Here is a 22,910-nt window from a genome sequence, read left to right on the forward strand (position 1 = left end):
TTTTGAGGAGCACATTATGACGACACCCATCACTACCCATTGCAAGCGCGGCCTGACGCTGCTGGCGCTGGTCTCCGCCTGCGCCGGCGCATATGCAGCCCCGGTGCCGCCGGCCAAGCAGGCGCTGGTCGACAAGGTGCTGAAGCTGTGGAACCCGGACAACATCGGCCAGCAGATGCTGCAGGCGCCGGTGGCCGACGCGGTGCAGCAGGCGCGCGCCATGCTGCAGGGCCGCGCCGCGCCGGACAAGCGCGACGCCGCCATGAACGACATCGTCGGCGAGGCCAAGCAGTTCATGGCCGACGCCACGCCCATCACCAGGGGCAGCGCCGACAAGCTCATCCCGACCACCATCGCCCCGCTGCTGGCCGAACGCTACACCGAGGAGGAACTGAAGCAGCTGATCGCCATCCTCGAATCGCCGGTCAAGAAGAAATTCGAGGCGATGCTGCCGGAACTGCAGAAGACCCTGGGCGAAGGTGTGGCCGCCGACACCCGCGCCGTGATCGACCCCAAACTGCAAGGCCTGAAGGAAAAAATCGGCCTGCGTCTGCGCACCGCGGTCACGCCATGACCTACTCCTCCGCCCTGCATCTGGTGCGCGGCGTCAAATCGCGCCTGTCCCATTCCGGCGTGGAAGCGGAAGCGCTGTTCGCGCAAGCCGGACTGGACGAAGGAGACGGCCTCGCCTGCGACGCCCTCACGCTGTCCGACAAACTAAGCCACCTGTGGGAACTGGTGGTGGAAAAATCCGGCGATCCGCTGATCGGCCTGAAGATCTCCTCGCCGCACCGGCTCGGCTGGCTGGGCGTGATGGGCCACATCATGCTGGTGTCGCCCACCGTGCAAAGCTCGATCGAGCGCTGCCACGGCCACACCCGGGTCGGCCTGCTGCTGCCGGGCGCGCGCCGCGACGTGCCGCAGCAGCGCTACGACTTCGTCTGGTGCGTGCTGCTGCGTTCGCTGCGCTGCGCGGCCGGCCGCGACGACATCGCCCCGGTGGTGGTCGAGTACACCTTCCCGGAGCCCGCCAACGCCCACGTGTATGAAGAGACGTTCGGTTGCCCGGTCAAGTTCTCGATGCCGCACAACGTCATGGAGTTTTCCGACACCGACCTGGTGATGGCGCTGCCGGCCAATCCGCCGCTGGTGCCGGGCAGCGGCGAGCGCGTGCTGGCCACGCTGGCGCGCGCCGAGCCGCCGACCTTCAGCGCCAAGGTGCAGGGCCTGCTGGCCAGCCTGCTGCCCAAGGGCCCGCCGCACCGCGACGACGTCGCCGCCCAGCTGATGATGAGCGAGCGCACCCTGCAGCGCCGGCTGGCCGAGGAAGGCACCAGCTTCACCAACCTGGTCGACGACACCCGGCGCGAGCTGGCGCGGCAGTCGCTCAGCTGCGGCGAGCTGTCGCTGAAGATGCTCAGCTTCCAGCTGGGTTTTTCAGAACCGAGCGCGTTCTACCGGGCCTGCAAGCGCTGGTTCGGCATGGCGCCCTCGGACATCGTGCACATGGCGCATCAGCCGGGCCCCGAGCCCGAGTCGATGCACGCCACCACGCCGCGCAAATCGGCATAACAACAACAAGGAGACGGGGCTATGGGATGGTTGTCGAATAATCAAAGCAAGTCGATGCTGGGTCAGCTGCTGGTCAAGCAGAAGCTGATTACTGAAGAACAGCTGGCCAGCGCGATCGAGCTGCAACGCACGACCGGCCAGCGGCTCGGTGACATCTTCGCCGAGCTGAACCTGATCACGCAGCAGCACATCGAAGAAGCGCTGCGCAAACAGCGCCGCCTGCGGATGGCGGCGGCCATCGCCACCTCGCTGCTGGCGCCGATGGAGACCTATGCCGCGCAGGCGCTGCCGTCGCTGGCGGTGGGCACGCCGGTGGTGCTGAGCAAGGACCAGCGCGGCCTGCAGATCAACGAACGCCCGGGCCTGCAGGCCTTGAGCGAAGAGGAGCTGGGCGACACCTCGGCCCAGGGCCTCAGCGACGAGCTGGTGCAGGCGGTCAAGCAGACCAAGAACAACGGGCTGGAAGTGGTGGGCGACATGGCCAAGCTGCTCAACCCGGTGCTGGGTTTCCTGGAGGCCGACACCAGCATGAAGAACGTGGTCTACGATCCCAACAAGGCCACCGCCACCATCAACAAGGACGGCTCACTGACGTTGAACCTGCCGTCGTCGATCGGCGAGATCAACTTCAACAACATCCGCGTCAAGGGCACCGAGGGCGCCAGCTTCGGCAGCATCTCGATCAAGGGCATCGACTTGACGGGCACCTCGATCACGATGGCCTTCCATCACTGAATCAGGGCGCTGGCCTTCAGCTGGGCCAGCATGGCGTCGGCCAGTTCGCGGCTGACGGATTCGCCGGTGCTGAAGCGGCTGGCCTGGATGTGGACGATGCGCGACCAGTCCGGCTTTTCATTGCCGCGCGCGCCGTAGTAAAGGGTGACGACGATATCGGCGGAGCCGTCGGTGTCGGCGGAGATGCGGTTGATTTCCACCGTCAGCGCGTTGCGGAATTCCTTGTCGGTGGCGGCCAGGTAGGGCGCCAGCTGCGGCTGTGTCATCGGCCGCAGGTTCCTGACCATGCTGGTGCCAAGGTCCTTGCAGCGCACCGCGGTGGCCTGCTTTTCCTCGTCGGTGATCGACGGCTTCTCCAGACCGGTGCCGCGTTGGTGCTTGGTCCAGCCGGTGGCGGTACTGCCGTTAAAAACAATCGCCAGCGATTTTTTCTCGATCGCCTGCTGCGCTCCCGCGCCTCGCGACACAATCACCTCCGGTCCGCCGCACCCCGCCAACGCCAGGCACAGCATCAAACAAAATCGCTTCATGAACACGGCATCCCAGGAAATCAAAGATAGCATCATGACATGAAAAATCAGCAATAAAAAATTACCATCTCGTAATAAAAAATTCACCGTCGCATCGACGCCAGGACGGTGGGGTCAAGTCTGACAATCGGACACGAGCTGCGCCGTGGCGGCCGCTACGGCATAGCTCGTGTCCGATTGTCAGACTTGACCCCGGGTTGGATTACTTGGCGTTGCGCGGCTTGGCGAAGGCGTCGCCGGCTTTCCATTCGGGCAGCTTGGCGCCGTTGGCGATCAGGCGGCCCAGGTTCAGCGTGTATTGCGCCGTCTGCACCATGCCCGACAAGTCCCAGCTCGCGTCGTACTCGTCGCTTACCTGATGGTAGCGCTGCTCGTACGCATCGGCCTTGGCTTTCGAACCCACCGGATCCTTGACGTACTCGCGGCCCGATTCGATCGAGAACGCCGGCACGCCGTTCTTGGCGAAGTTGAAGTGGTCGCTGCGGAAGTAGCCGCCCGACAGATCCGGCTCCGCTTCGGCGATGTGCATGCCCATGGCCTTGGCCGCCGTCTCGGCCAGCTTGCCCAGCTCGGTGCGCTCGCTGCCCTGCGTGCCGATGTCGCGCGTGGTGCCGACGAAATTCAGGCTGTCCAGGTTGAGGTTGGCGGCGGTCTTCGCCAGCGGCCACAGTGGCGCTGCCGCATAGGCCGCGCTGCCCAGCAGGCCCTGCTCTTCAGCTGCCACCCACAGGAACATCTGGCTGCGCTTGGCCGGTGCGCGCACCGCCTCCTGCGCCATCGCCAGCAAGGCCGCCGAGCCGGATGCATTGTCGACCGCGCCGTTGAAGATAGTATCTCCAGTGTCGCCCTGCTTGCCCAGGTGATCCCAGTGCGCGCTGTAAATCACCACTTCATCCTTCAGCTTGGGATCGGTGCCCGGCACCACGGCCGCCACGTTGAACTGCTCGACCTTGCGCACGGCCGCCTTCATTTCGCCGTTCAGCTTGGCGGCCAGCGGGACCGGCTTGAAGTCCTTGCGTTCCGCCGCGGCGCGCAGCGCGTCGATATCCTGACCGGCCGCCTTGAACAGCGCGCGGGCGGTGTCGTCGGTCATCCAGCCTTGCAGCTGCGTGCCCAGCGTGCCCGCAGCCAGCTGGAAGCGCTCCACGCCCGACCAGCTGTTCTGGATTACGCTCCAGCCGTACGACGCTGTCGGCGTGGTGTGGATCAGCAGCACGCCGGCCGCGCCCTGGCGCTTGGCTTCTTCAAACTTGTAGGTCCAGCGGCCGTAGTAGGTCAGACCCTTGCCGTTGAAGCGGTTGGGCTGCTCGGCGGTCGGCTGCGGGTCGTTGACCATCATGACCAGGATCTTGCCCTTCAAGTCCACGCCCTTGTAATCGTTCCACTGTTCGTCCGGCGCGGTGATGCCGTAGCCGACGAACACCAGGTCCGCATTGAAGTTGTGCGACGTGGTCGCATCGCCGGGCGCGAACACCCAGTCCTTGCCAAAGCTGATCGGCAGTGTCTGGCCGCCCGCTTCCAGCTTCAGCGTGCTCTCGGCCGGCTGCGTCTTGACGCCGGCGATCTGCACCGACTGGCGATAGCTGCCGCCATTGCCCGGCTTCAGGCCCAGCGCCAGCGCTTGCGTTTCAAGATAAGCAACGGTCAGGTCGGCGCCGCGCTGGCCGGTGCCGCGGCCTTCCAGCACGTCGCTGGCAAGGAAGGCCAGGTGGGCGCGCAGCGGAGCTTCCTTCACCACAGCGTTTTTGGCGCTGTCGGCGTGGGCGGGGAATGCCAGCGCCAGGCTGATGGCCACGGCGGAAGCAATATAGGAGGGGGTCATTTTTTGCATGATTTCCTGGAGACGTAAAAGGTGGTCGCGGTCCGTTGAATTTGCCGCGCGTACATTGTATGCGATAGCCACGCTAAAATGGCGGCATGACTGACCGCACTCCCTACCTCGGCCGCTTCGCCCCCTCGCCCACCGGCCCCCTGCATATCGGCTCGCTGGTGGCCGCCATGGCCAGCTACCTGGACGCCAAAGCCCACCACGGCCAGTGGCTGGTGCGCATCGAAGACGTCGACGGCGACCGCAATGTGGCCGGCGCCGATGAGCACATCCTGGCCTCGCTGCAACGCTGCGGCATGCACTGGGACGGCGAGGTCACCTGGCAAAGCCGCCGCACCGGGCTGTACCAGCAAGCCTTGCGGCAGCTGGGCGAACTGGTCTACCCCTGCGGCTGCTCGCGCAAGGAAATCGCCGATTCGCAACTAAGCCTGACCGGCCGCCAGGCGCAGGCGCTGATCTACCCCGGCACCTGCCGCCACGGCCTGGCCGCCGGCAAGAGCGCCCGCGCGCTGCGCCTGAAGGTGCCGCAATCGCCGCACTGCGTGCTGCACTTCGACGACCGCTGGGCCGGACCCGTCAGCCAGGACCTGACCGACGACGTCGGCGACTTCGTCATCAAGCGCGCCGACGGCTTCTGGGCCTACCAGCTGGCCGTGGTGGTGGACGACGGCGCCCAGGGCATCACCGACATCGTGCGCGGCGCCGACCTGCTGGACTCGACGCCGCGCCAGCTCTATCTGCAACAGGTGCTGGGCCTGCCGCGCCCGAGCTATCTGCACGTGCCGGTGGTGACCAACGAGCTGGGCGAGAAACTGTCCAAGCAAACCGGCGCCACGGCCTTCGACAACGGCGCCGCGCCGCAACAGCTGTTGCAGGACGCCATGCTGCCTGCCGCCCGCTTCCTCGGCATGGACCTGCAGGCCGACGACATAGCCGCCTTCTGGCGCGCCGCCGTGCCCGCATGGGCGCAAGTTCTGCGGAATCTGCCGAATCCACGCCAGACTCGATATCCATCAACAGCGGCATAGGCGTGCGCTGCGCGCGCCGGCTTTTCCTCTACACTGAAGCAATGGAAGTCGAACTCAAACTACTGCTCTCGCCGGCCGACAACGACAAGCTGCTCCAGCACCCGCTGATCGCCGCCCACGCGCGCGCGCCGGTGCGCGCCCGGCAACTGTCGGCCCGCTACTTCGACACGCCGGACCTGCACCTGCTGCGCCACGGCGCCGGCCTGCGCGTGCGCAAGATCGACGGCACCTGGATGCAAACCATGAAGGCCGGCGGCAGCGTGCAAAGCGGCCTGCACCAGCGCAACGAATGGGAAGGCCCGGTCGACCGCCCGTGGCCGCGCCTGGGCAAGCTGCGCAAGCTGATCGGCGACCAGCAGCAGTGGCTGGACGTGCTGGCCGCCGACGACCTGAAAGCCCGGCTGGAGCCGCTGTTCCTGGTGGCGGTGCAACGCCACAGCTGGGACCTGGACGTCGACGGCAACCACATCGAGCTGGTGCTCGACCACGGCCACATCGAGCGCCACGGCCAGCAGGTGCCCGTCAACGAAATCGAACTGGAACTGAAGGACGGCGACCCGGCCAGCCTGTTCGCCTTCGCGCTGCAGCTGCAGGAGCAGATCCCTATGCGCCTCAGCAACACCAACAAGGCCGAGCGCGGCTACATGCTGTGCCGCCAGACCGGCACCGTGCCGCAGCGCGCGCAAAGCCTGGACCTGGAGCCGGACGCCACCGCCGCCGAGGCGCGGCTGGCCATCCTCAACAACTGCCTGCAACACATCCAGCGCAACGAAAACGCCGTCATCGAAGGCGACGACGCGGAAACGCTGCACCAGATGCGCGTGGGCGTGCGCCGCCTGCGCTCGGCGCTGAAGCTGTTCGACGCGGCCGCGCCCTGCCCGCCCGCGTTGCAGGATGACATAGGCTGGCTGGGCACGGAGCTGGGCGCGGCGCGCGATTGGGATGTGCTGCTGGCATCCACGCTGACCCATATCCAGGGCAATCCCGGCGGCCGCAACAGCGTGCTGGACCTGCAGGCGCTGGCGCTCAAGACCGCCCAGGCCAAGCGGGGCGAAGCAGCGCAAGCCCTGCTCTCGCAACGCTACACGCGTCTGCTGCTGGCGATGGGATTATGGATGCAGCTGCCAGCGGAGGGCATGGACGAACCGGCGGCCGACTTCGCCAACCGCACCATGAAGCGGCTGCACAAGAAGCTGCTGAAACGCTCGAAACGCATGGACGACGGCGCCCCGGACACCATCCACCGCACCCGCATCGCCGCCAAGCGGGCCCGTTACGCGCTGGAGTTCTTTCAGTCCCTGCACAGCGGCAAGGCGCAGCGCACCTATCTCAAAACCCTGTCCGGCACACAGGAGGAACTGGGACGGCACAACGACCTGGTGGTTGCCGACCGGCTGCTGCGGGAACTGGGCCAGCAGCACGATGCGGCCACCGCAACCATCCAGTTCGCGCGCGGCTACCTGCAAGCGCTGCACGCCGCGCAGCCGGCCGACCTGACGACGATCTGCACCGACCTGCACGCCTTGCGGCTGCCGTAGCGGCCCGGCTTAACGCGGCAGACGGTGCCTGGATTCCACCGTCCAGGTCAGCATGCCGGGACACGCGGCATGCTCGATGGCGGCCAAGGCCGCATCGGCGTCCGCATCGGCCTGCTCATACTGCTTGGTGCCGGCGATCTTGAAATGCAGCTGCGGCATGGCGGAACTGGCCGTCTTGGACAGCAAGGGATAAAAACCGCGCTCGGCCAGTATCTTGCGGCACGGCTCGATATCGGTCAGCTGATCCGACTCCAGCGCGATCTTCAGCAACCAGTTGACGGCATAGCCGCGCGCGGCTTCCTCCGGCACCGGCCGCATCAGGTCCGACGGCACGGTGACCGCGTTGGCCAACAACGGCGCGCTCAACATCAAGGTAGTGGCAATTTGACGCAACATCGATTATCCCAGGCTGGCGTTAAAACGTCATGGTATCAGGATAGGATATAAACTGGCGACCAGCAGCAACGCCATCGCCACATTGAAGATGCGCACCGAGCGCGCATCCTGCAGCACACGCCGCATCGCCACGCCGAACAAGGCCCAGGAGCCAACGCAGAATATCCCGATCACGCCGAACACACCGGCCAGCAACGCCACATCCAGCACCTTGAAGCCGGGCGGCAGATAGGTGGTCAGCGCGCCGACCGCCATCACCCAGGCCTTGGGATTAATCCACTGGAAAGCCGCCGCGCCGGCAAAGCTCATCGGCTTGGACACGCTGGCCTGCTTGGCGCTCATCGGTGCCGCGTGCGCCAGCTTCCACGCCAGCCACAGCAAGTACAGCGCGCCGGCATACTTCAAGATCACCTGCAACATCGGCACCTGCGCGAACACCGCGTGCAGGCCCAGGCCGGTGGCGAAGATCATGAACGTGATGCCGCAGCATATGCCGAACAGATGCGGCAGCGAACGCGTGAAGCCATAGTTCAGGCCCGACGCCAGCATCATGGCGTTGTTCGGGCCGGGCGTGATGGTCGAGATGGTGGCAAAGGCACACAGGGGGAACAACAGATCGGGCGACATAGGCGTATCCGGTAGCAGGCAGGGAATTCCATTGTATGGAAAGTGTTCCCGACTGTACCAGTACACTTACGCAAACAGTGCACGCAGGTGTATTGGTCGTTTGGCCGGTACGACTCAGCCCCGCTTGCGCTGGCGGCCCAGCAGCTTGTAGAAGCTTTCCAGCTCGCGCCGCACCAGGTCCTGGCCGTTCTCGATGACGAAATCCTGGAAGGCGGCGGCCACCTTGGGTATCGGCTGGCCGGTCAGGTGCATGATGTGCCAGTCCGCCTCCACCGGGTTCTCCTGCATCGGCAGGATCGCCAGCAGGCCGGCCTCGAACTCCAGGCCGCAGGCGTGCACCGACAGGAAGCCCAGCCCCAGCCCGGCCGACACCATGCGCTTGATCGCCTCGTTGCTCGATACCTCGGAGCCGAATTCCAGCGGATGGCCGGCGTCGCGCAGCAGCCGCTCGACCGCCGTGCGCGTGCCCGAGCCGCGCTCGCGCACCATCAGGTTGGCGGCCATGACGTCGTTGAGCGTGATCTTTTTCTTCTTCATCAGCGGATGCGTGGGGCTGGCGACAAACGCCATCGGATGCCGTGCAAATTTCGCCGCATTGGTGCGCAGTTCGCGCGGCGGCGTGCCCATGATGGCCAGCTCGATCTCGTGGCGCGCCAGCATCTGCACGATCTCCGCCCGGTTCCCCACCTGCAGCTTGAGGCGCACGTCGGGCCGCTCGATGGTGAACGGCACCAGCAACGGCGGCAGCAAGTGCTCCGCCGTCGTCACCGCGCCGATGCGCAAGGTACCGCTGGTGACGCCCTGCAGCGCCGCCAGCTCGTCGCCGGCCTGCTCCCACAGGCGCAGGATGCGCTCGGAGAATTCCACCATCACCTCGCCGGCCGCCGTCAGCTGGATGTTGCGGCCCACCTTGCGCGTCAGCGGAATGCCCGCGATCTCCTCCAGTGTGCGGATTTGCAACGATATCGCGGGCTGCGTGACGTGCAGCGCGTCGGCCGCGCGCGACACGCTTTCATGGCGCGCGACCAGTACCAGCGACTGTAGCTGGCGAAAGCTGGCGGGATACATAAGTTATTCCTTATCGATTATCCAAAATGTTTAATTTTTCTTTTGTTCATTGTACCCGTATATTCATAATCATCTGACATCGTTTAAAGCGAGACCGACATGAGCATCGACGTGATCTTCCTGGGCCTGGACGGCGTACTGTTCGACACCGAAGCGCTGCACCTTGCAGCCTGCAATGCGGCGTTTGCCAACGCCGGCCTGTCGGTGCGCTGGACCTTGCCGGCGGTGCGCGCAGCCGCCGCCACCCACGGCTATGCCCGCGCCATCGGTTCCGCCATCGCCTGCGAGCTGCTCTCGCGCGACAAGGCCCGCGTGGCCGAGCTGTTCGCCGACAAGCACCGCCAGTTCCACCAAGCGATCAGCGCCCAGCCGCCGAAGGCGCTGCCGGCCGCGCTGGCCCTGATCGACGACGCGCTCAACGCCGGCTGCAAGATCTGCGTGCTGACCGATCTGCCGGCGCCCGCCACCTCGGCGCTGCTGAGCGGCTGCTTCGGCGCCGACGTCAACAGCCTGTTCGCGGTGGTCACCGGCGGCGCCAATTTCGACGGCCCTTCCGGCACCGGCCCGTATGCCCGCGCGCTCAACGCCATGGGCGTCGCGCCGCAGGACGCCATCGCCATCGACACCGCGGTGCCCGGACTGCGCGCCGCGGAGGAAACCGGCCTGTGGACCGTCTCGGTCGCCCCGTATGGCAACGACGTGGTGCGTCCGCGCCAGTTCATCACCTTCGACGCGCTGCGCGAGCTGCGCTCGAGTCCCTACACGCCGGACCAGCGCGCAAAGCACGAGCTGGCCGCATAGACCAACGCCGTCGTTCCCGCGCAGGCGGGAACCCATAGAACACTTCTGAGCAAGCTCAGCATGGATTCCCGCGTCCGCGGGAATGACGTGGCACAGATTTTTTTACTTATCTGGAGACGCAAAATGGAAACCATCGTCATCGTAGGAGGCGGTGCGGGCGGACTCGAACTCGCAACCCGTTTAGGCGACACCCTCGGCGCCAGCAAGCGCGCCCGCGTGCTGCTGGTCGACCGTTACCCAGGCCACTTCTGGAAGCCCTTGCTGCACACGGTCGCTTCCGGCAAATGCGATCCCCGCGTGGAAGAACTGTCCTTCCCCGCCCAGGCCATCGAGCATGACTTCGAATTCGTGCAAGGCGAAGTGCTGTGCGTGGACCGCGCCCATCAAACCATCACGCTGGCACCGCGCAAAGGCAGCGGCACCGACGGCGTCTGCCGCACCGTCGCCTACGACAAGCTGGTGCTGGCGCTGGGCGCGGTCACGAACTTCTACAACGTGCCCGGCGCCTCCAAACACGCGCTCACGCTCGACAGCGTGGACGAAGCCGAAGCCTTCCGCCGCCGCTTCATCGAAGCCTGCATCAGGGCCGGCGAACAGAAGACCGGGGTCGACGTGGTCATCGTCGGCGGCGGCGCCACCGGCGTCGAACTGGCGGCGGAGCTGAGCAACAGCGCCCGCGCGCTGGCCGCCTACCGCGTGCACACGCTGAATCCGGAAACCGACATCCGCATCAGCATCATCGAACGCGGCCAGCACCTGCTGCCGCAGCTGCATCCGCAGCAGGCCAATCGCGCCGCGCATCAACTGCGCTCGCTCGGCATCGATGTGCTGACCAGCACCGCCGTCGCCGAAGTGCAGCGCGATGCCGTCATCGACGCCGCCGGCAACACCCACTGCGCCGACCTGACGTTATGGGCGGCCGGCGTCGAGGCGCCGCAGCTGTGCGCGACGTTCGGCCTGACCGTCAACCATCTGCGGCAGATCGTGGTGGACTCCAGCCTGTGCTCGGCCAACGACAGCCAGATCTACGCGCTGGGCGACTGCGCCAGCTACGTCTGCCCGGTCAAGGGCGCGGCGCCGCCGCGCGCGCAGGTGGCGCACCAGCAGGCGATGTTCCTGGCCGACCTGCTGGCCCGCCGCAGCGGCACGCCGCGGCCGGAGTTCCGCTACCACGACTACGGCTCGCTGGTGTCGCTGGGGCCACAGACCGCGGTGGGCGTGCTGACCGGCGCCATCACCGGCAAGAGCATCCGCGTGGGCGGTGCGATGGCGAGCCTGCTGTATCAGCTGCTGTACCAGAAGCACCTGCTCAATCTGCACGGCACGGCGCGCGTCGCCACCCAGGCGCTGGTGGACTGGCTGCGCGCGAAGATCCTGCCGCCGGTGAAGCTGCACTGACGCCGGCGCCAGCGGGAACCGGCCCATATGTCTCCCGACGTATGGGCCGCCGTATAATAAAGACGATCTTCCCGCAACCGAAACCAGGCGCTATCCCTAAATGACACCAGAATCCACCGTCCTCATGGCGGCGTACAACGCCTCGATGAACCACAAGCTGTACGCGGCCGCCGCGCAGTTGCCGCACGCCGAGCTGGCCGCCGACCGCAAGGCCTTCTTCGGCTCCATCCTCGGCACCATGAACCACCTGCTGGCGGGCGACACCATCTGGCTGCGCCGCTTCGCCACGCACCCGGCCAACTTCAGCGCGCTGGCGCCGATGCTGGACCTGCCGCCGCCGTCCGGCCTGACGCACAGCTTCGGCGACGACCTGCCGTCGCTGCTCGCCCACCGCCAGCGGCTGGACGCCATCATCACGCAATGGGCACCGCAGGTCAGCGCGGCCGACCTGGCGCAGCCCCTTGAATACCGCAGCACCAAGGGCGACCTGTATCGCAAGCAGTTCGGCAGCCTGGTGCTGCACTTCTTCAACCACCAGACCCACCACCGCGGCCAGGCCAGCACCCTGCTGACGCAGGCGGGCGTCGACATCGGCGTCACCGATTTGCTGGTCATGGTTCCTGACCTCCTATGAAGATCGCCGTCTACAGCGCCCAGCCCTACGACCGCCGCTTCCTCGACGAAGCGCGTCAGCAATACGGCGTCGACGCCACCTACTTCTCCGACCCGCTGACGCCGGACACCGTACCGCTGGCGCAAGGCTGCGGCGCCGTCTGCGTGTTCGTCAACGACCAGCTGGACGCCGCCGTGCTGCAAGCCCTGCACGCGCTGGGCGTGCGTGCCGTGCTGCTGCGCTGCGCCGGTTTCAACAACGTCGACCTGGACGCCGGCGCGCGCCTCGGCCTGTTCATGGCGCGGGTGCCGGCCTATGCGCCGGAGGCGGTGGCCGAGCATGCGCTGGCCCTGGTGATGACGCTCAACCGCCACACCCACCGCGCCTACGCGCGCGTCCGCGAAGGCAATTTCGCGCTGGACGGCCTGCTGGGCATGACGCTGCACGGCAAAACCGTCGGCATCGTCGGCGCCGGCCAGATCGGCACGGCGGCCGCGCGCATCTTCAAGGGGCTGGGGTGCACCGTGCTGGCCAGCGATCCGGCGCCGGCGCCGCAGCTGGACGGCGTGGCCGCCCGCGTGAGCCTGGACCAGCTGCTGGCCGCGTCGGACATCGTCTCCCTGCACTGCCCGCTGATGGAAGCCACGCGCCACATGATCAATGCCGCCAGCCTGGCGCGCATGAAGCCCGGCGCCATGCTGGTCAACACCTCGCGCGGCGCGCTGATCGACACCGCCGCCGTGATCGAGGCGCTCAAGTCGCGCCAGCTGGGCGCGCTGGCGATCGACGTCTACGAGCAGGAGGCCAGCCTGTTCTTCCACGACCACTCCAGCGACATCATCGCCGACGACGTGTTCCAGCGCCTGATGACCTTCCCCAACGTGCTGGTCACCGGCCACCAGGGCTTCTTCACGGTCGAAGCGATGCGCGAGATCGCCGCCGTCACCTTCGCCAACCTGGCCTGCCACATGCGCGGCGCGCCATGCGCCAACGCGCTGCCGGTCAGCTCGTGACGGGCAGGGTCAGCACAAATCGGGTGCCGGCGCCAAGCGCGCTCTCCACCTCGATCTTGCCGCGCAACAGGCCGTAGACGATGTTGTAGACGATGTTCAGCCCCAGTCCCGAGCCGCCCCGTCCCAGCTTGGTGGTGAAGAACGGATCGTAGATGCGGCCCATGTTTTCCGGCGCGATGCCGGCGCCGTTGTCGCGGATGGCCACCTGCACCCACTCCGCATCGAGCATGCGGGCGGAGATCAGGATCTCGCCCTCGCTGCGGCCCTCGAAGGCGTGCGTCAGGCCGTTGTTGATCAGGTTGATGAGCACCTGGCCGAACGGCCCCGGATAACTCTTCATCTGTATCGTCACCGGGATATCCTGGCGCACCGTGATGCCGCTCTTCTTGAACGACGGCAGCAGCAACAGCAGGATCTCATTGGCCAGGTCGCACAGCAGGAACTCGCGGCACTGCGAGGTGGTGCGGTCCACCGCCACCTGCTTGAAGCTCGACACCAGGTCCACCGCGCGGTGCAGGTTGCGCAGCACGATCTCGCCGCCGCTGGCGACATCGTCGACAAAGGCCTGCAGCGTCGAGCGCTTCATGCCGTCGGCAGTCAGGCGGGTGAAGGCGCGGGTCTGGTCGATCAGCGTGCTGACCGCCAGCAGGCTGTTGCCGATCGGCGTATTCAACTCGTGCGCCACGCCGGCCACCAGCGATCCCAGCGCCGCCAGCTTCTCGCTGCGCACCAGCTCATCCTGCGCGCGCCGCAGCGTCTCCAGCGATTCGGCCAGGTCCTTGTTGGCGTCGACCATCTGGCCGGTGCGCAGCTGCACCAGCTCTTCCAGCTTGTCGCGGTACTGGATCAGCTCCACCTCGCTCTTCTTGCGGTCGGTGATGTCGGTCGAGATGCCGCCCATCGCCCACACCTTGCCGTGATCATCGCGCAGGCAGAATTTTTCCGAGATATAGGTGCGCACCAGGCCCTGCGCGTCCGGCACGCCCTCCTCGTAGATGTAGGAATGGGTCGACTCCAGCGCGCGGCGGTCGCCCTCGCGTATCACCTGCACGACGTCGTCGTCGAAGATGTCGGAGTCCGTGTGGCCGATCGGGTCGGGCGAGCCTGGCGGCAGCACCTTGCGCAGCCGCTCGTTGACCATCAGGTAGCGCCCCTCCAGGTCCTTGACGTAGATCACGGCCGAGGACTTGTCGGCGATATTGGTCAGCAGCGACTGGCTCACCCGCAGCGCCGCGTCGCGCGCGGCGATGGTGGCCAGCATGGTGTTGAAGGCGGCCGATAGCCGTCCCACCTCGTCGTTGGAAAACTGCGGCGCGCGCAGGTCGTAGCGCTCCTCGCGCGTCACCTGGTCGGCCACCTTCGACAGCGCCAGCAGGCGCTGCGTCACAAGCCGCCGCAGGCCGACCGCCTGCAGGGCGCCGCCGATCAGCAGGGTCATCATCACCACCGCCAGCACCAGGCCGTATTTGCTCAGGCGTTCGGCCAGCGGCTGCAGGGCGTATTCCACCTGCAGGTAACCGACCACCTCGTGCTGGAAGCGCACCGGCGCCAGCATCGACAGGTAGTCGCCGTGGAAGCGGTGGCCGGACGGCGCCATCGCCTCCGACCAGTCGCATTGCGCGGCGCCGCTGCGCGCATAGCTGGCGAACGGCTGGTGCCGCGCGTCGAACAGGCAGGCGCTGTGGATGTCGGGCGTACCGCGCAACGCCGACAGCGTGCGCACGGCGGCGGGCCGGTCGCCGAAGTTCAGGTCGACGTCGAGGTTGAGCGAGACCAGGTCCATGCGGCTGGCCAGGTCCTCCACCAGCCGCACCCGCACCACGCTGAAGTCGTAGGCGATCAGCGCCACCAGCGCCGCCAGCATCGCCGTCAGCGCCGTCATCAGCGCGACGATCAGCAGCTTGCGCTGCAAGGCCAGGTCGTGCCAGCGGTGGGGCAGCCCGGTCACTTGGCGTCTCCGCCGACCACGCGCTCGGCCAGCGCCAGCATGCGGGGATTGAGGCCGACGCCGGAATGCTTGGCCGCGGTCAGGTTCACTTCAAAGCGGATGCTGCCGTCCACCAGCATCATATTGATCATGCCGCCGTCGGCCAGGAAGGAGGCCGAGTCGCCGATGGTGAGGATGGCCTGCTCGCGCATGCGCGTCAGCCAGGCGCTCTGGCGGCTGCGCTCGGGCAGCGCCAGGTAGACCGCGTGACAGGGCTCGGTTTCCTCCACGCGGTTGACGATGCGCAGTTCCAGCGGATGACTGCCGGCCGCGCGCTTCTGCAGCTGGCGCGCCATCTCGGCCGCGCCGGGCCCCACCATGCACACCACCAGCGGCGCGTGCGGCTCGGCCAGCGCCGGCGCCGGCCAGCTGGCGTAGCGCGTGAAGTTGAGGATGTAGGCGGCCTTGACCTGCTGCTCGGGAATGGCCTGCTCGGCGCGCGCGGCAACGCCCGCCAGCGTGGCCGGCAAACAGGCCAGCAGCAACGTCGCCAGCATCCTGAATTTCGCAGCGCCCAGTCGTCCCATCCCGCACGCCCCTCCCGATAGCGCAGCCGCATGTTTCCGCAGTCCAAAGCACCTTGATTTTATCCGAATAGCTCCCGATGCAATATTTTTTCGCGTGGCGGGAAAGCCTTGTTCTCCAAACGCAACGCATCGCGCGGCCGGCCAGCTTGCAGCTTGTGATCGTGTCGGAATTGGTGAATACTTTGTTAAATATTGAGTGCAGCATAGGGGAATCCTCTTGAGCGACCGCACACCGCATCGCCCCACCTCCGCCTGGTCCGGGCCCGCGCGCCCGCGCCTGCCGCTGCGCTCGGCCATCTGCGCGGCGTTGCTGCTGTGGCCCCTGGCCGCGGCCGGCGCCGACGGCGCCAGCGACGACGACGCCCTGTTCGACCTCAGCCTTGACCAGCTGCGCAACGTCAAGGTGCTCACCGCCACCAAGACCGCCACCCCGCTGTACGCCACGCCCGCCGTGGTCACGCTGATCACCGCCGACGACATCGCCCGCTACGGCTACCAGACGCTGGCCGAGGCGCTGTCGCACGTGGCCGGCTTTGTCGAGAGCGACGACCGCCTCAACCACAACTTCGGTGTGCGCGGCATCAACGCCGGCGCGCAGTCGGCCAGCCGCGCCATCAAGATACTGCTGGACGGCCAGCCGATCGCCTTCCGCAGCACCCAGCAGCAGCTGACCGGGCTGGAATTCATCCCGATGAGCATGGTCGAGCGCATCGAGATCGTGCGCGGGCCGGTGTCGGTGCTGTACGGCGCCGACGCGCTGCTGGGCGCGGTCAACGTCATCACCCGGCGCGACGGCACCGAGCAGCGCCTGACGCTGGGCCACGAATGGTCCGGCGGCGGCCGCAGCGCCGACCTGCTGGCCGCCAGCGGCAGCGCGCAGTTCGGCGCGGCCGGCGGCACCGAACCGCGCGCGCCGTACTGGCTGGCCTGGGGCGTGCAGGCGGCCAAGGCCGACCGCAGCGGCCTGCCGCTGCCGCGCGTCTCGCCCGACTACCAACGCTACGCCGCGCTCAGCCCGGCCCCGGTGGACGACGCCGACCCGCGCAGCCTCTACCTGCGCGGCGGCTGGCGCGGCGCCAGCGACGAAGTGCAGGCCAGCGCCTTCTGGCAGCGGCAGGACAGCGACAATGTGTTCGCCAATCTGAACCCGCTGCTGCGCCCGCCCAGCCACGTGGTGCTGGAACAGGGCTTTGTGCACCTGGAGGCCAGCCACCGCTTCAACGAGCGGCACCAGCTGCGCGCCGGCCTCAACTACGGCGAGGGCGAGCCGGGCAACGGCGACATCCTGCGCACCGGCGCCGCCGACTACTACCTGCTGCGCGACTTCGGCTACAAGGCGGTGGACGGCAGCGTCGAATGGCTGTGGCAGCCCGGCCCGCAAACCAGCTTGCTGCTGGGCGCGGACGTGCTGCGCGACCGCGAGACGCTGGAATCGTTCCAGCGCCACAGCCTGGCCGACGGCAGCAATTTCCAGCTCAGCCAGTCCGGCGAAAAGACGCTGCGCAACACCGGCCTGTACGCCCAATGGCAGTTCCCCTTGTCCGGCGCATGGCAGGCCATTGTGGGCGGCCGCCAGGACCGGCACTCGGTGTACGGCACCCAGGAATCGCTGCGCGCCGGCGTGGTCGGCACGCTGCCGGGCGACTGGGGTTTGAAGGTGTTGAGCGGCACCGCCTTCCAGGCGCCGTCGGCCGAGCTGCTGTACCGCACCGCCGTGCAACCGGGCGACATCAAGGGCAACCCCGAGCTGGCGCCGCAGAAGTCGCGCACGCTGGAACTGCAGCTGAGCACCCCGCCGCGGCCGCACTGGAACGGCGCGCTGACCGTCTACCACACCAAGGTCAGCGAGCTGGTCACGCTGGAGCAGGCCTTCTTCAACCTGGTGGCGCGCAACACCAGCGACAGCAAGGTCAACGGCGTGGAACTGGAGCTGCGCTACCAGCAGGACTGGCTCAAGGCCTACGCCAACCTGAGCCGCGCCAACGGCAGCCGCGGCATCAACCGCTACACGCTGGCGCCGCTGGCCCAGCGCAGCGACGGCGAGCTGTTCCCCGCCAACAGCGCCAACGCCGGCGCCAGCGCCAGCCTGCTGGGACAGACGCTGCTGCTGAGCCTGGACAACCGCTACGTCGGCCCGCGCCCGGCCGCCACCGCCAACGTGCTGCTGGCCAACCAGGCCTACCACCTGGCCAGCTACGTCGACACCACGCTCGGCGCGCGCTGGAGCATCAACGCCCGCTCCAGCCTGCGGCTGCAGGTGCGCGACCTGTGGAACAGCCAGTATGTCGATCCCGGCGTGGGCGGCATCGATTATCCTTCGCTGGGACGGCGCTATGGAGTGCAATATGAATACCGCTACTAGCCCTGGCCGCCTGCTGGCCGCGGCCGCGCTGGCGCTGCTGGCGTCCTGCGGCGGCGGGGGCGGCGGCACCGGCGACGCCACCACGCCGCTGCCGGCCAACCCGCTCAAGGCCATGGTCGATCCGGCCGCCATCAACATCGGCTCGGTGGGCTGGCGCACCTCGACGCGCGACGCCTTCCTGCTGGCGGCCAAGCAGATCAACGACGCCGGCGGCGTGCTGGGCAAGCGCCTCAACGCCATCGCGCTGGTCGCGCGCGACAACGCCGAGGCGCAGGACATGGGCCAGCAGCTGCTCGACGCCGGCGTCATCGCGCTCAACGTCTCGACCTCCACCCGCGTGCTGAACCTGCTGCCGCAGGCGCTGGCCAAGGGCGTGCCCATCCTGACCGAATCGAGCTCCGCGCCGTCGCTGAGCACGGTGGCCGACAACGACCTGATCTACCGCATCGGCGTCTCCGACGTCGACGCCACGCCGGTGCTGGCCAAGGTGGCGTGGGAGGCGGGCAAGCGCCGCGCGGTGGTGCTGATCAACGCCGGCGACGCTTTCGGCGCCGGCCTGGCCAGCCTGTTCACGCCGGCCTTCCAGAAGCTGGGCGGACAGGTGGTCACCACCGTCACCATCCCGTTCGGCCTGAAGAACGGCTTCGCCAGCTATCTGCAGCAGGTCTACGACGCCAAGCCGGACGTGATCCTGAACGGCATCCTGGCGGCCGACATCTCGGCCAACGTGCTCAACGAATCGCTGCCGTTCCAGAGCGGCGCCATGTGGCTGCTGCCCGGCACCGCGGCCGGCAACCAGACCTTCCTCGACAACCTGGCCGATCCGGGCAAGCTGGCCGGCGGCGTGCGCGGCTCGGCCGCCACCATCGGCGCCTACGGCAACAGCTCCTACCAGAGCTTCCGCAGCGGCTACATCGCCCAGTACGGCAGCGAGCCGCAGGACTTCACCGCCCCCACCTACGACATCGCGATGGTGATGGCGCTGGCCATCGAGCGCGCCGGCCTGGTCAACAACAACAAAAGCCCCACCGGCCTGATGGTGCGCGACAGCCTGCGCTTCGTCATGAACGCGCCGGGCGCCAAGGTGCGGCCGGAAGCCATCGGCGCCGCGCTGGCGCTGGTGCGGGCCGGCCAGGACGTCGACTACGCCGGCGCCTACGCCGACATCGACTGGGACAGCGTCGGCGACATCGTCGGCCAGGTGCCGTTCACCGTGTTCCGCCTCGACACGGCCACCCGCAGCTGGGACGCCAGCCTGCAGCTGATCATCGGCCTGCCCCGCACGCCGTAGCCCCACGCCGGCCGTACCATCAAGGGGTCGGACCCCGCCGGGGTCCGACCCCGGTATGGCCGTGCGGGGTAAGCGGCATCACTGGCGATCAAAAAGTAATCGCCCGCACATCTTTTCCCGGTAACATCGCGGTTGTGCCGTTGCGGCGGGCTGGTTATACTGCACCGCAACAACGCGCGTTTTTTCACATCCGATCGCAGTCCAAACCCGGGGAAGGTCATGTCTCTCGCTTACCGCGCCAATGCCGATTTCGCCAAGTTGAACCATCCGATGCGGGTGCCGCTGTCGGCGGAAATCCACTCACGGCCCTTCCTGCAGCTGCAGGCGCCGGAAAGCCTGACCCATTTCGCGCTCTACGTGCAGCAGGACCAGCCGTCGCAAAAGGCCCACCGCAGCACCCAGCACCAGATCCTCGAGCAGCTGTGCATGCACTACGGCGTGGCCGCGCCGGCCCCGCAGGCGCGCTACTTCTTCCATGACTTCGACCGCTTCCGCCTGAAGTGGGAATGCCACACCGAATTCGCCACCTACACCTTCGTCGAACGCGGCGAGCCGGGCGCGGCGTGCGGCGCAGCGTTCGAGCGCATGCCGCTGCAGCACGTGCCGCAGGAATGGCTGGCCGGACTGCACGGCAAGATCATCGTCGCCGCCCACGTGTTGCTGTGCAAGGGCGAGCCGGACGACACCGGCGCGGTGGGCGCCATCCGCGAGCTGTTCCAGGGCAAGTCGCTGGTCGGCAGCAGCGTCGGCAGCGGCGCCGAGGTATGGACCGACTTCCTGATCCAGCCCGACGGCTTCAGCCGCTTCGTGGTGCGCGACCTCAACCTGCGCGAATTCCAGGCCGGGCGCCTGGTCGGCCGCCTGCTGGAAATCGAAACCTACCGCATGATGGCGCTGCTGGGCCTGCCGCAGGCGGAAGCCAGCCAGCCGCTGCTGAACGGCATCGAGAACGAACTGGCCGACCTGACCGCCACCCTGGTGCAGGGCGACCAGCCGGACGGCGCGCCCAACGAGGCGCGCGAGGAGCAGGCGCTGCTCCACCGCATCACCAGCCTGGCGGCGCGGCTGGAGAAGCTGTCGGTCAACAACAGCTACCGCTTCGCGGCGGCGCAGGCCTACTTCAGCCTGGTGCAATCGCGCATCCAGGAGCTGCGCGAGGTGCGCATCGCCGGCATGCCGACCCTGGCCGAGTTCATGGGCCGCCGCCTGGCGCCGGCCATGCACACCTGCACCTCGGTCTCGCAGCGGCAGGAAATGCTGGCCAAGCGCATCGCCCGCAGCAACGACCTGCTGCGCACGCGGGTCGGCATCGAGCAGGAGCGGCAGAACCGCAAGATCCTGCAATCGCTGGACGCGCGCGCGGCCCAGCAGCTGCGCCTGCAGCAGGCGGTGGAAGGATTGTCGGCGGTGGCGATCTCGTACTACACGCTGGGCCTGATCGGCTACGCGGGCAAGGCCATGAAGGCCGGCAACGTGCCGATCAATCCCGACATCCTCACCGGCCTGGCGGCGCCGCTGGTGTTCATCGGCGTGTGGATGGGCCTGCGCAAGCTGCACAAGCAGCTGAGCGGACCGGGCGCCGCGCTGGCCCGCCACGCCTGACGGCCTCAGGGAGCGACGCTGACGTCCAGCTCCCTCTTGCCGACCCAGCGGCCTTGCAGCGCACGGGCCGGTTCCGACCAGCCCAGCTGCAGCGTCGCGCCGACCTTGTCGCCGCTGCGTTCGTTCAGCACCAGCTTGCCGTCGCGCTCGGCGCCATCGAGCGCGATGGGCTGGCGGAACTTATCGTAAAAATACGTCCCGCGAACCCCGCCCTCGCTGTCTTTTTCCAGCATCATCGTGACCGCCATCGTCCCCAGGCTGCCGTGCATCACCTGGCCGGCATAGCCGCCGCCTGCCGGCGCCGGTCCCGTGCCCAGCAGCAGCGCCTTGCCGTATCCGCTCAGCTGCGGCGACAGCTGGTCATAGGAAAAAGCCAGCTTCACGCTGTCGACATCGTCCAGCGCGCGCTCGGCATGGCTGGAGCAGCGCGGCGAATAGATGATGTACTTTTGCGGCCCCGCCTCCAGCTGATAGGACCGGAACGCCGCCAGCAGCCCGGCGTCCGACCGGGTCGCCCGCTGGCTTTCCGTGTCGGCGCAGTCGTCATTGAGCGCCACGCGCTGCTCAAGGTCGTCGATGTCTTCCTTGGAGGCGTTCTTTTTCCTGCGCAGCGCGTCCAGCATAGCCTGCTGCCGCGCCGCCTCGTTGCGGTAGCTCACCAGCCGCTGCTTGTGCATCTGCCGCGCCAGGTCGCGCATGCCGGCTGCGGTGAAGATGTCCTCCGCCTCCAGCGAGCGTCCGCTGGCCAGGTCGAAACTGTAGTACGCCTGGCTGCTCTCGCAATAGGCGCCGCAGAATTCGCTGTCGAAGACGATCGTCAGGATGCGGCCATCGTTGCGGCCGACCTTGAAGGACTGCGTCGCGACGCCGTCCAGGGCAATGCCGTCGGCCGCGCCCACCGCCTTGCCCGTCTGCCTGGGCGCCAGCACCCCGAAGCGCGAGAGGAACAGCTTGTCGTTGATTTTGGCCGACACCACCGGATCGCCCGCCTGCACCAGCGGCATGACGATATCGCCGGCGGCCACCGGCCGGCCATCGGCAGACTTGCCCTGCACCGCCAGGCTGCGCACAACGGCAGGCGCGCCCGCCTGCGCCAGGCCGGCGCAACAGAACAGCAACGCCACGGAGGAACGATGTATGAGCGCGCCCCTCATGTCTGGCCGAACCGTCCCCGCAGGAAGTTGGCGATGCGATCCTGCGTGGCTTCCAGGTAGGGGATGTTCATGTGGTCGGAATCGGGCACGATCTCGTCCGCGTGCAACCGGCCCAGCTTCTCGACCAGCAGGTCGGTGTGCGAATGCGGCACCACGTCGTCGGAGGCCGCGCGCAGCACATAGGTCGGCGCCTTCAGGTGGTGCGCGTACTTGACCGACTCGAATTTATGCCGCAGCACATACTCCACCGGGATCGCCTTGAACTTGCGCTTGGCGATGGCCAGGATGGAATCGTAGGGCGTGATCAGCACGATGGAATTGGCGTCGCGCTCCATTGCCACCTGCACCGCCACGCCGGAACCGAGGCTGCGGCCGACCACGGCGATGCGCTTGGGGTCGACATGATGGCGCTCGCTGAGCCAGTCGAACAGCATGCGGCCGTCGTCGACGAAATGCTCCTCGGCCGGATCGCCGTGCGAATCGCCGTAGCCGCGGTAATTCACCGCCAGCACCGCCATGCCGGGGAACAGCTTGCCGGCGTCGCGCGCCACCCACGACACTTCCTCCGACCGGCCGCCGAAATAAATCACGCCCGGATGCGGCCCCGCCACCGGCGGCGTCATCAGCCAGCCGGACAGCCGCGTGCCGTCGTTCGAGCGCACCACGATGGGCCGCGTGCGGTGGCCGCTGCTGTAGGGCTTGAGCACTTCGCGCTTGCTGCCAAGCGGATTGAACAGTAAACGTTTCTGGTTGGCCGCCACCGCGGCCGTGAGCCCCATCCACAGCACGCTGGCGATGCCGGCCAATCCCGCGACTTTTTTCGTATGCTTCATGACTCTA

The 22,910-nt window shown here is 67.4% G+C and carries 21 protein-coding genes; 12 read left to right on the forward strand and 9 right to left on the reverse strand.

All coding sequences use genetic code 11. The features are described from left to right. Positions 1 to 16: 16 nt before the first annotated feature. From ACEN9O_RS01730 to ACEN9O_RS01740, 3 genes are read left to right on the forward strand one after another with little or no spacing between them, the layout of a single operon-like run. The gene (locus ACEN9O_RS01730) at positions 17 to 574 is read left to right on the forward strand and encodes a DUF2059 domain-containing protein (protein WP_495615940.1); all 558 of its coding nucleotides are present in this window, start codon (positions 17 to 19) and stop codon (positions 572 to 574) included. Beyond that, complete coding sequence (locus ACEN9O_RS01735; RefSeq protein ID WP_495615941.1) at positions 571 to 1,572, forward strand: AraC family transcriptional regulator; 1,002 nt, start codon at positions 571 to 573, stop codon at positions 1,570 to 1,572. The genes ACEN9O_RS01730 and ACEN9O_RS01735 overlap by 4 nt, the downstream gene beginning before the upstream one ends. Before the next feature lie 21 nt (positions 1,573 to 1,593). Further along, entirely contained in the window at positions 1,594 to 2,307 is a 714-nt protein-coding gene (locus tag ACEN9O_RS01740; protein ID WP_495615942.1) for a cyclic di-GMP-binding domain-containing protein, MshE-related, read from the forward strand. Here ACEN9O_RS01740 and ACEN9O_RS01745 read toward each other — a convergent pair. Together ACEN9O_RS01745 and ACEN9O_RS01750 are read right to left on the reverse strand one after the other, a co-directional pair. Continuing rightward, complete coding sequence (locus ACEN9O_RS01745) at positions 2,301 to 2,837, reverse strand: hypothetical protein (protein WP_495615943.1); 537 nt, start codon at positions 2,835 to 2,837, stop codon at positions 2,301 to 2,303. The genes ACEN9O_RS01740 and ACEN9O_RS01745 overlap by 7 nt on opposite strands. Positions 2,838 to 3,039: 202 nt before the next feature. Beyond that, entirely contained in the window at positions 3,040 to 4,668 is a 1,629-nt protein-coding gene (locus tag ACEN9O_RS01750; RefSeq protein ID WP_495615944.1) for a M28 family peptidase, read from the reverse strand. 86 nt (positions 4,669 to 4,754) lie between these two features. Here ACEN9O_RS01750 and gluQRS point away from each other — a divergent pair, with 86 nt between their 5' ends. Together gluQRS and ACEN9O_RS01760 are read left to right on the forward strand one after the other, a co-directional pair. After that, complete coding sequence (gluQRS, locus tag ACEN9O_RS01755) at positions 4,755 to 5,693, forward strand: tRNA glutamyl-Q(34) synthetase GluQRS (RefSeq protein WP_495615945.1); 939 nt, start codon at positions 4,755 to 4,757, stop codon at positions 5,691 to 5,693. A gap of 41 nt (positions 5,694 to 5,734) precedes the next feature. Next, complete coding sequence (locus ACEN9O_RS01760; RefSeq protein WP_495615946.1) at positions 5,735 to 7,231, forward strand: CYTH and CHAD domain-containing protein; 1,497 nt, start codon at positions 5,735 to 5,737, stop codon at positions 7,229 to 7,231. A 9-nt stretch (positions 7,232 to 7,240) separates the two neighbouring features. Here the strand turns inward: ACEN9O_RS01760 and ACEN9O_RS01765 are convergent, their stop codons facing one another. From ACEN9O_RS01765 to ACEN9O_RS01775, 3 genes are all read right to left on the reverse strand, one after another. After that, a complete protein-coding gene (locus ACEN9O_RS01765) occupies positions 7,241 to 7,627 on the reverse strand; it encodes a hypothetical protein (protein ID WP_495615947.1) in 387 nt (128 codons plus the stop codon). Positions 7,628 to 7,654: 27 nt separating this feature from the next. Continuing rightward, a complete protein-coding gene (locus tag ACEN9O_RS01770) occupies positions 7,655 to 8,254 on the reverse strand; it encodes a LysE family translocator (protein WP_495615948.1) in 600 nt (199 codons plus the stop codon). A gap of 114 nt (positions 8,255 to 8,368) precedes the next feature. After that, positions 8,369 to 9,322 (reverse strand): LysR family transcriptional regulator, encoded by a 954-nt coding sequence (locus ACEN9O_RS01775; protein WP_495615949.1) that lies wholly within the window; start codon positions 9,320 to 9,322, stop codon positions 8,369 to 8,371. A 99-nt stretch (positions 9,323 to 9,421) separates the two neighbouring features. On the opposite strand from ACEN9O_RS01775, the gene ACEN9O_RS01780 reads away from it, so the two are divergent. The 4 genes from ACEN9O_RS01780 to ACEN9O_RS01795 all read left to right on the forward strand — a co-directional run bounded on the left by ACEN9O_RS01780 (position 9,422) and on the right by ACEN9O_RS01795 (position 13,147). After that, positions 9,422 to 10,123 carry an HAD family hydrolase gene (locus ACEN9O_RS01780; RefSeq protein ID WP_495615950.1) on the forward strand — a complete coding sequence of 234 codons (702 nt, stop codon included), beginning with the start codon at positions 9,422 to 9,424 and terminating at the stop codon, positions 10,121 to 10,123. A 123-nt stretch (positions 10,124 to 10,246) separates the two neighbouring features. Then, positions 10,247 to 11,521, forward strand: coding sequence for an NAD(P)/FAD-dependent oxidoreductase (locus tag ACEN9O_RS01785; protein WP_495615951.1), 1,275 nt, complete (start codon positions 10,247 to 10,249; stop codon positions 11,519 to 11,521). Between the two features lie 100 nt (positions 11,522 to 11,621). Next, the gene (locus ACEN9O_RS01790) at positions 11,622 to 12,155 is read left to right on the forward strand and encodes a DinB family protein (protein WP_495615952.1); all 534 of its coding nucleotides are present in this window, start codon (positions 11,622 to 11,624) and stop codon (positions 12,153 to 12,155) included. Then, positions 12,152 to 13,147: a 2-hydroxyacid dehydrogenase gene (locus ACEN9O_RS01795; protein WP_495615953.1), complete on the forward strand. Its 996-nt coding sequence runs from the start codon at positions 12,152 to 12,154 to the stop codon at positions 13,145 to 13,147. Before ACEN9O_RS01790 ends, ACEN9O_RS01795 begins: the two co-directional genes overlap by 4 nt. Here ACEN9O_RS01795 and ACEN9O_RS01800 read toward each other — a convergent pair. Then, positions 13,137 to 15,095, reverse strand: a complete 1,959-nt coding sequence (locus ACEN9O_RS01800; protein ID WP_495615954.1) for an ATP-binding protein — start codon at positions 15,093 to 15,095, stop codon at positions 13,137 to 13,139. The genes ACEN9O_RS01795 and ACEN9O_RS01800 overlap by 11 nt on opposite strands. Next, positions 15,092 to 15,631, reverse strand: coding sequence for a TOL_0243 family YfiR-like periplasmic protein (locus ACEN9O_RS01805; protein WP_495615955.1), 540 nt, complete (start codon positions 15,629 to 15,631; stop codon positions 15,092 to 15,094). Before ACEN9O_RS01805 ends, ACEN9O_RS01800 begins: the two co-directional genes overlap by 4 nt. Positions 15,632 to 15,878: 247 nt before the next feature. Here ACEN9O_RS01805 and ACEN9O_RS01810 point away from each other — a divergent pair, with 247 nt between their 5' ends. The 3 genes from ACEN9O_RS01810 to ACEN9O_RS01820 all read left to right on the forward strand — a co-directional run bounded on the left by ACEN9O_RS01810 (position 15,879) and on the right by ACEN9O_RS01820 (position 20,916). After that, positions 15,879 to 18,023: a TonB-dependent receptor plug domain-containing protein gene (locus tag ACEN9O_RS01810; RefSeq protein ID WP_495615956.1), complete on the forward strand. Its 2,145-nt coding sequence runs from the start codon at positions 15,879 to 15,881 to the stop codon at positions 18,021 to 18,023. Then, the gene (locus ACEN9O_RS01815; RefSeq protein ID WP_495615957.1) at positions 18,007 to 19,314 is read left to right on the forward strand and encodes an ABC transporter substrate-binding protein; all 1,308 of its coding nucleotides are present in this window, start codon (positions 18,007 to 18,009) and stop codon (positions 19,312 to 19,314) included. Before ACEN9O_RS01810 ends, ACEN9O_RS01815 begins: the two co-directional genes overlap by 17 nt. 219 nt (positions 19,315 to 19,533) lie before the next feature. Next, entirely contained in the window at positions 19,534 to 20,916 is a 1,383-nt protein-coding gene (locus ACEN9O_RS01820; protein WP_495615958.1) for a DUF3422 family protein, read from the forward strand. 5 nt (positions 20,917 to 20,921) lie between these two features. Here the strand turns inward: ACEN9O_RS01820 and ACEN9O_RS01825 are convergent, their stop codons facing one another. Together ACEN9O_RS01825 and ACEN9O_RS01830 are read right to left on the reverse strand one after the other, a co-directional pair. Next, entirely contained in the window at positions 20,922 to 22,070 is a 1,149-nt protein-coding gene (locus ACEN9O_RS01825; RefSeq protein ID WP_495615959.1) for a hypothetical protein, read from the reverse strand. Continuing rightward, positions 22,067 to 22,903, reverse strand: a complete 837-nt coding sequence (locus ACEN9O_RS01830) for an alpha/beta hydrolase (RefSeq protein ID WP_495615960.1) — start codon at positions 22,901 to 22,903, stop codon at positions 22,067 to 22,069. The genes ACEN9O_RS01825 and ACEN9O_RS01830 overlap by 4 nt, the downstream gene beginning before the upstream one ends. Positions 22,904 to 22,910 lie beyond the last annotated feature (7 nt).

Source organism: Duganella sp. Dugasp78 (genome assembly GCF_059491455.1).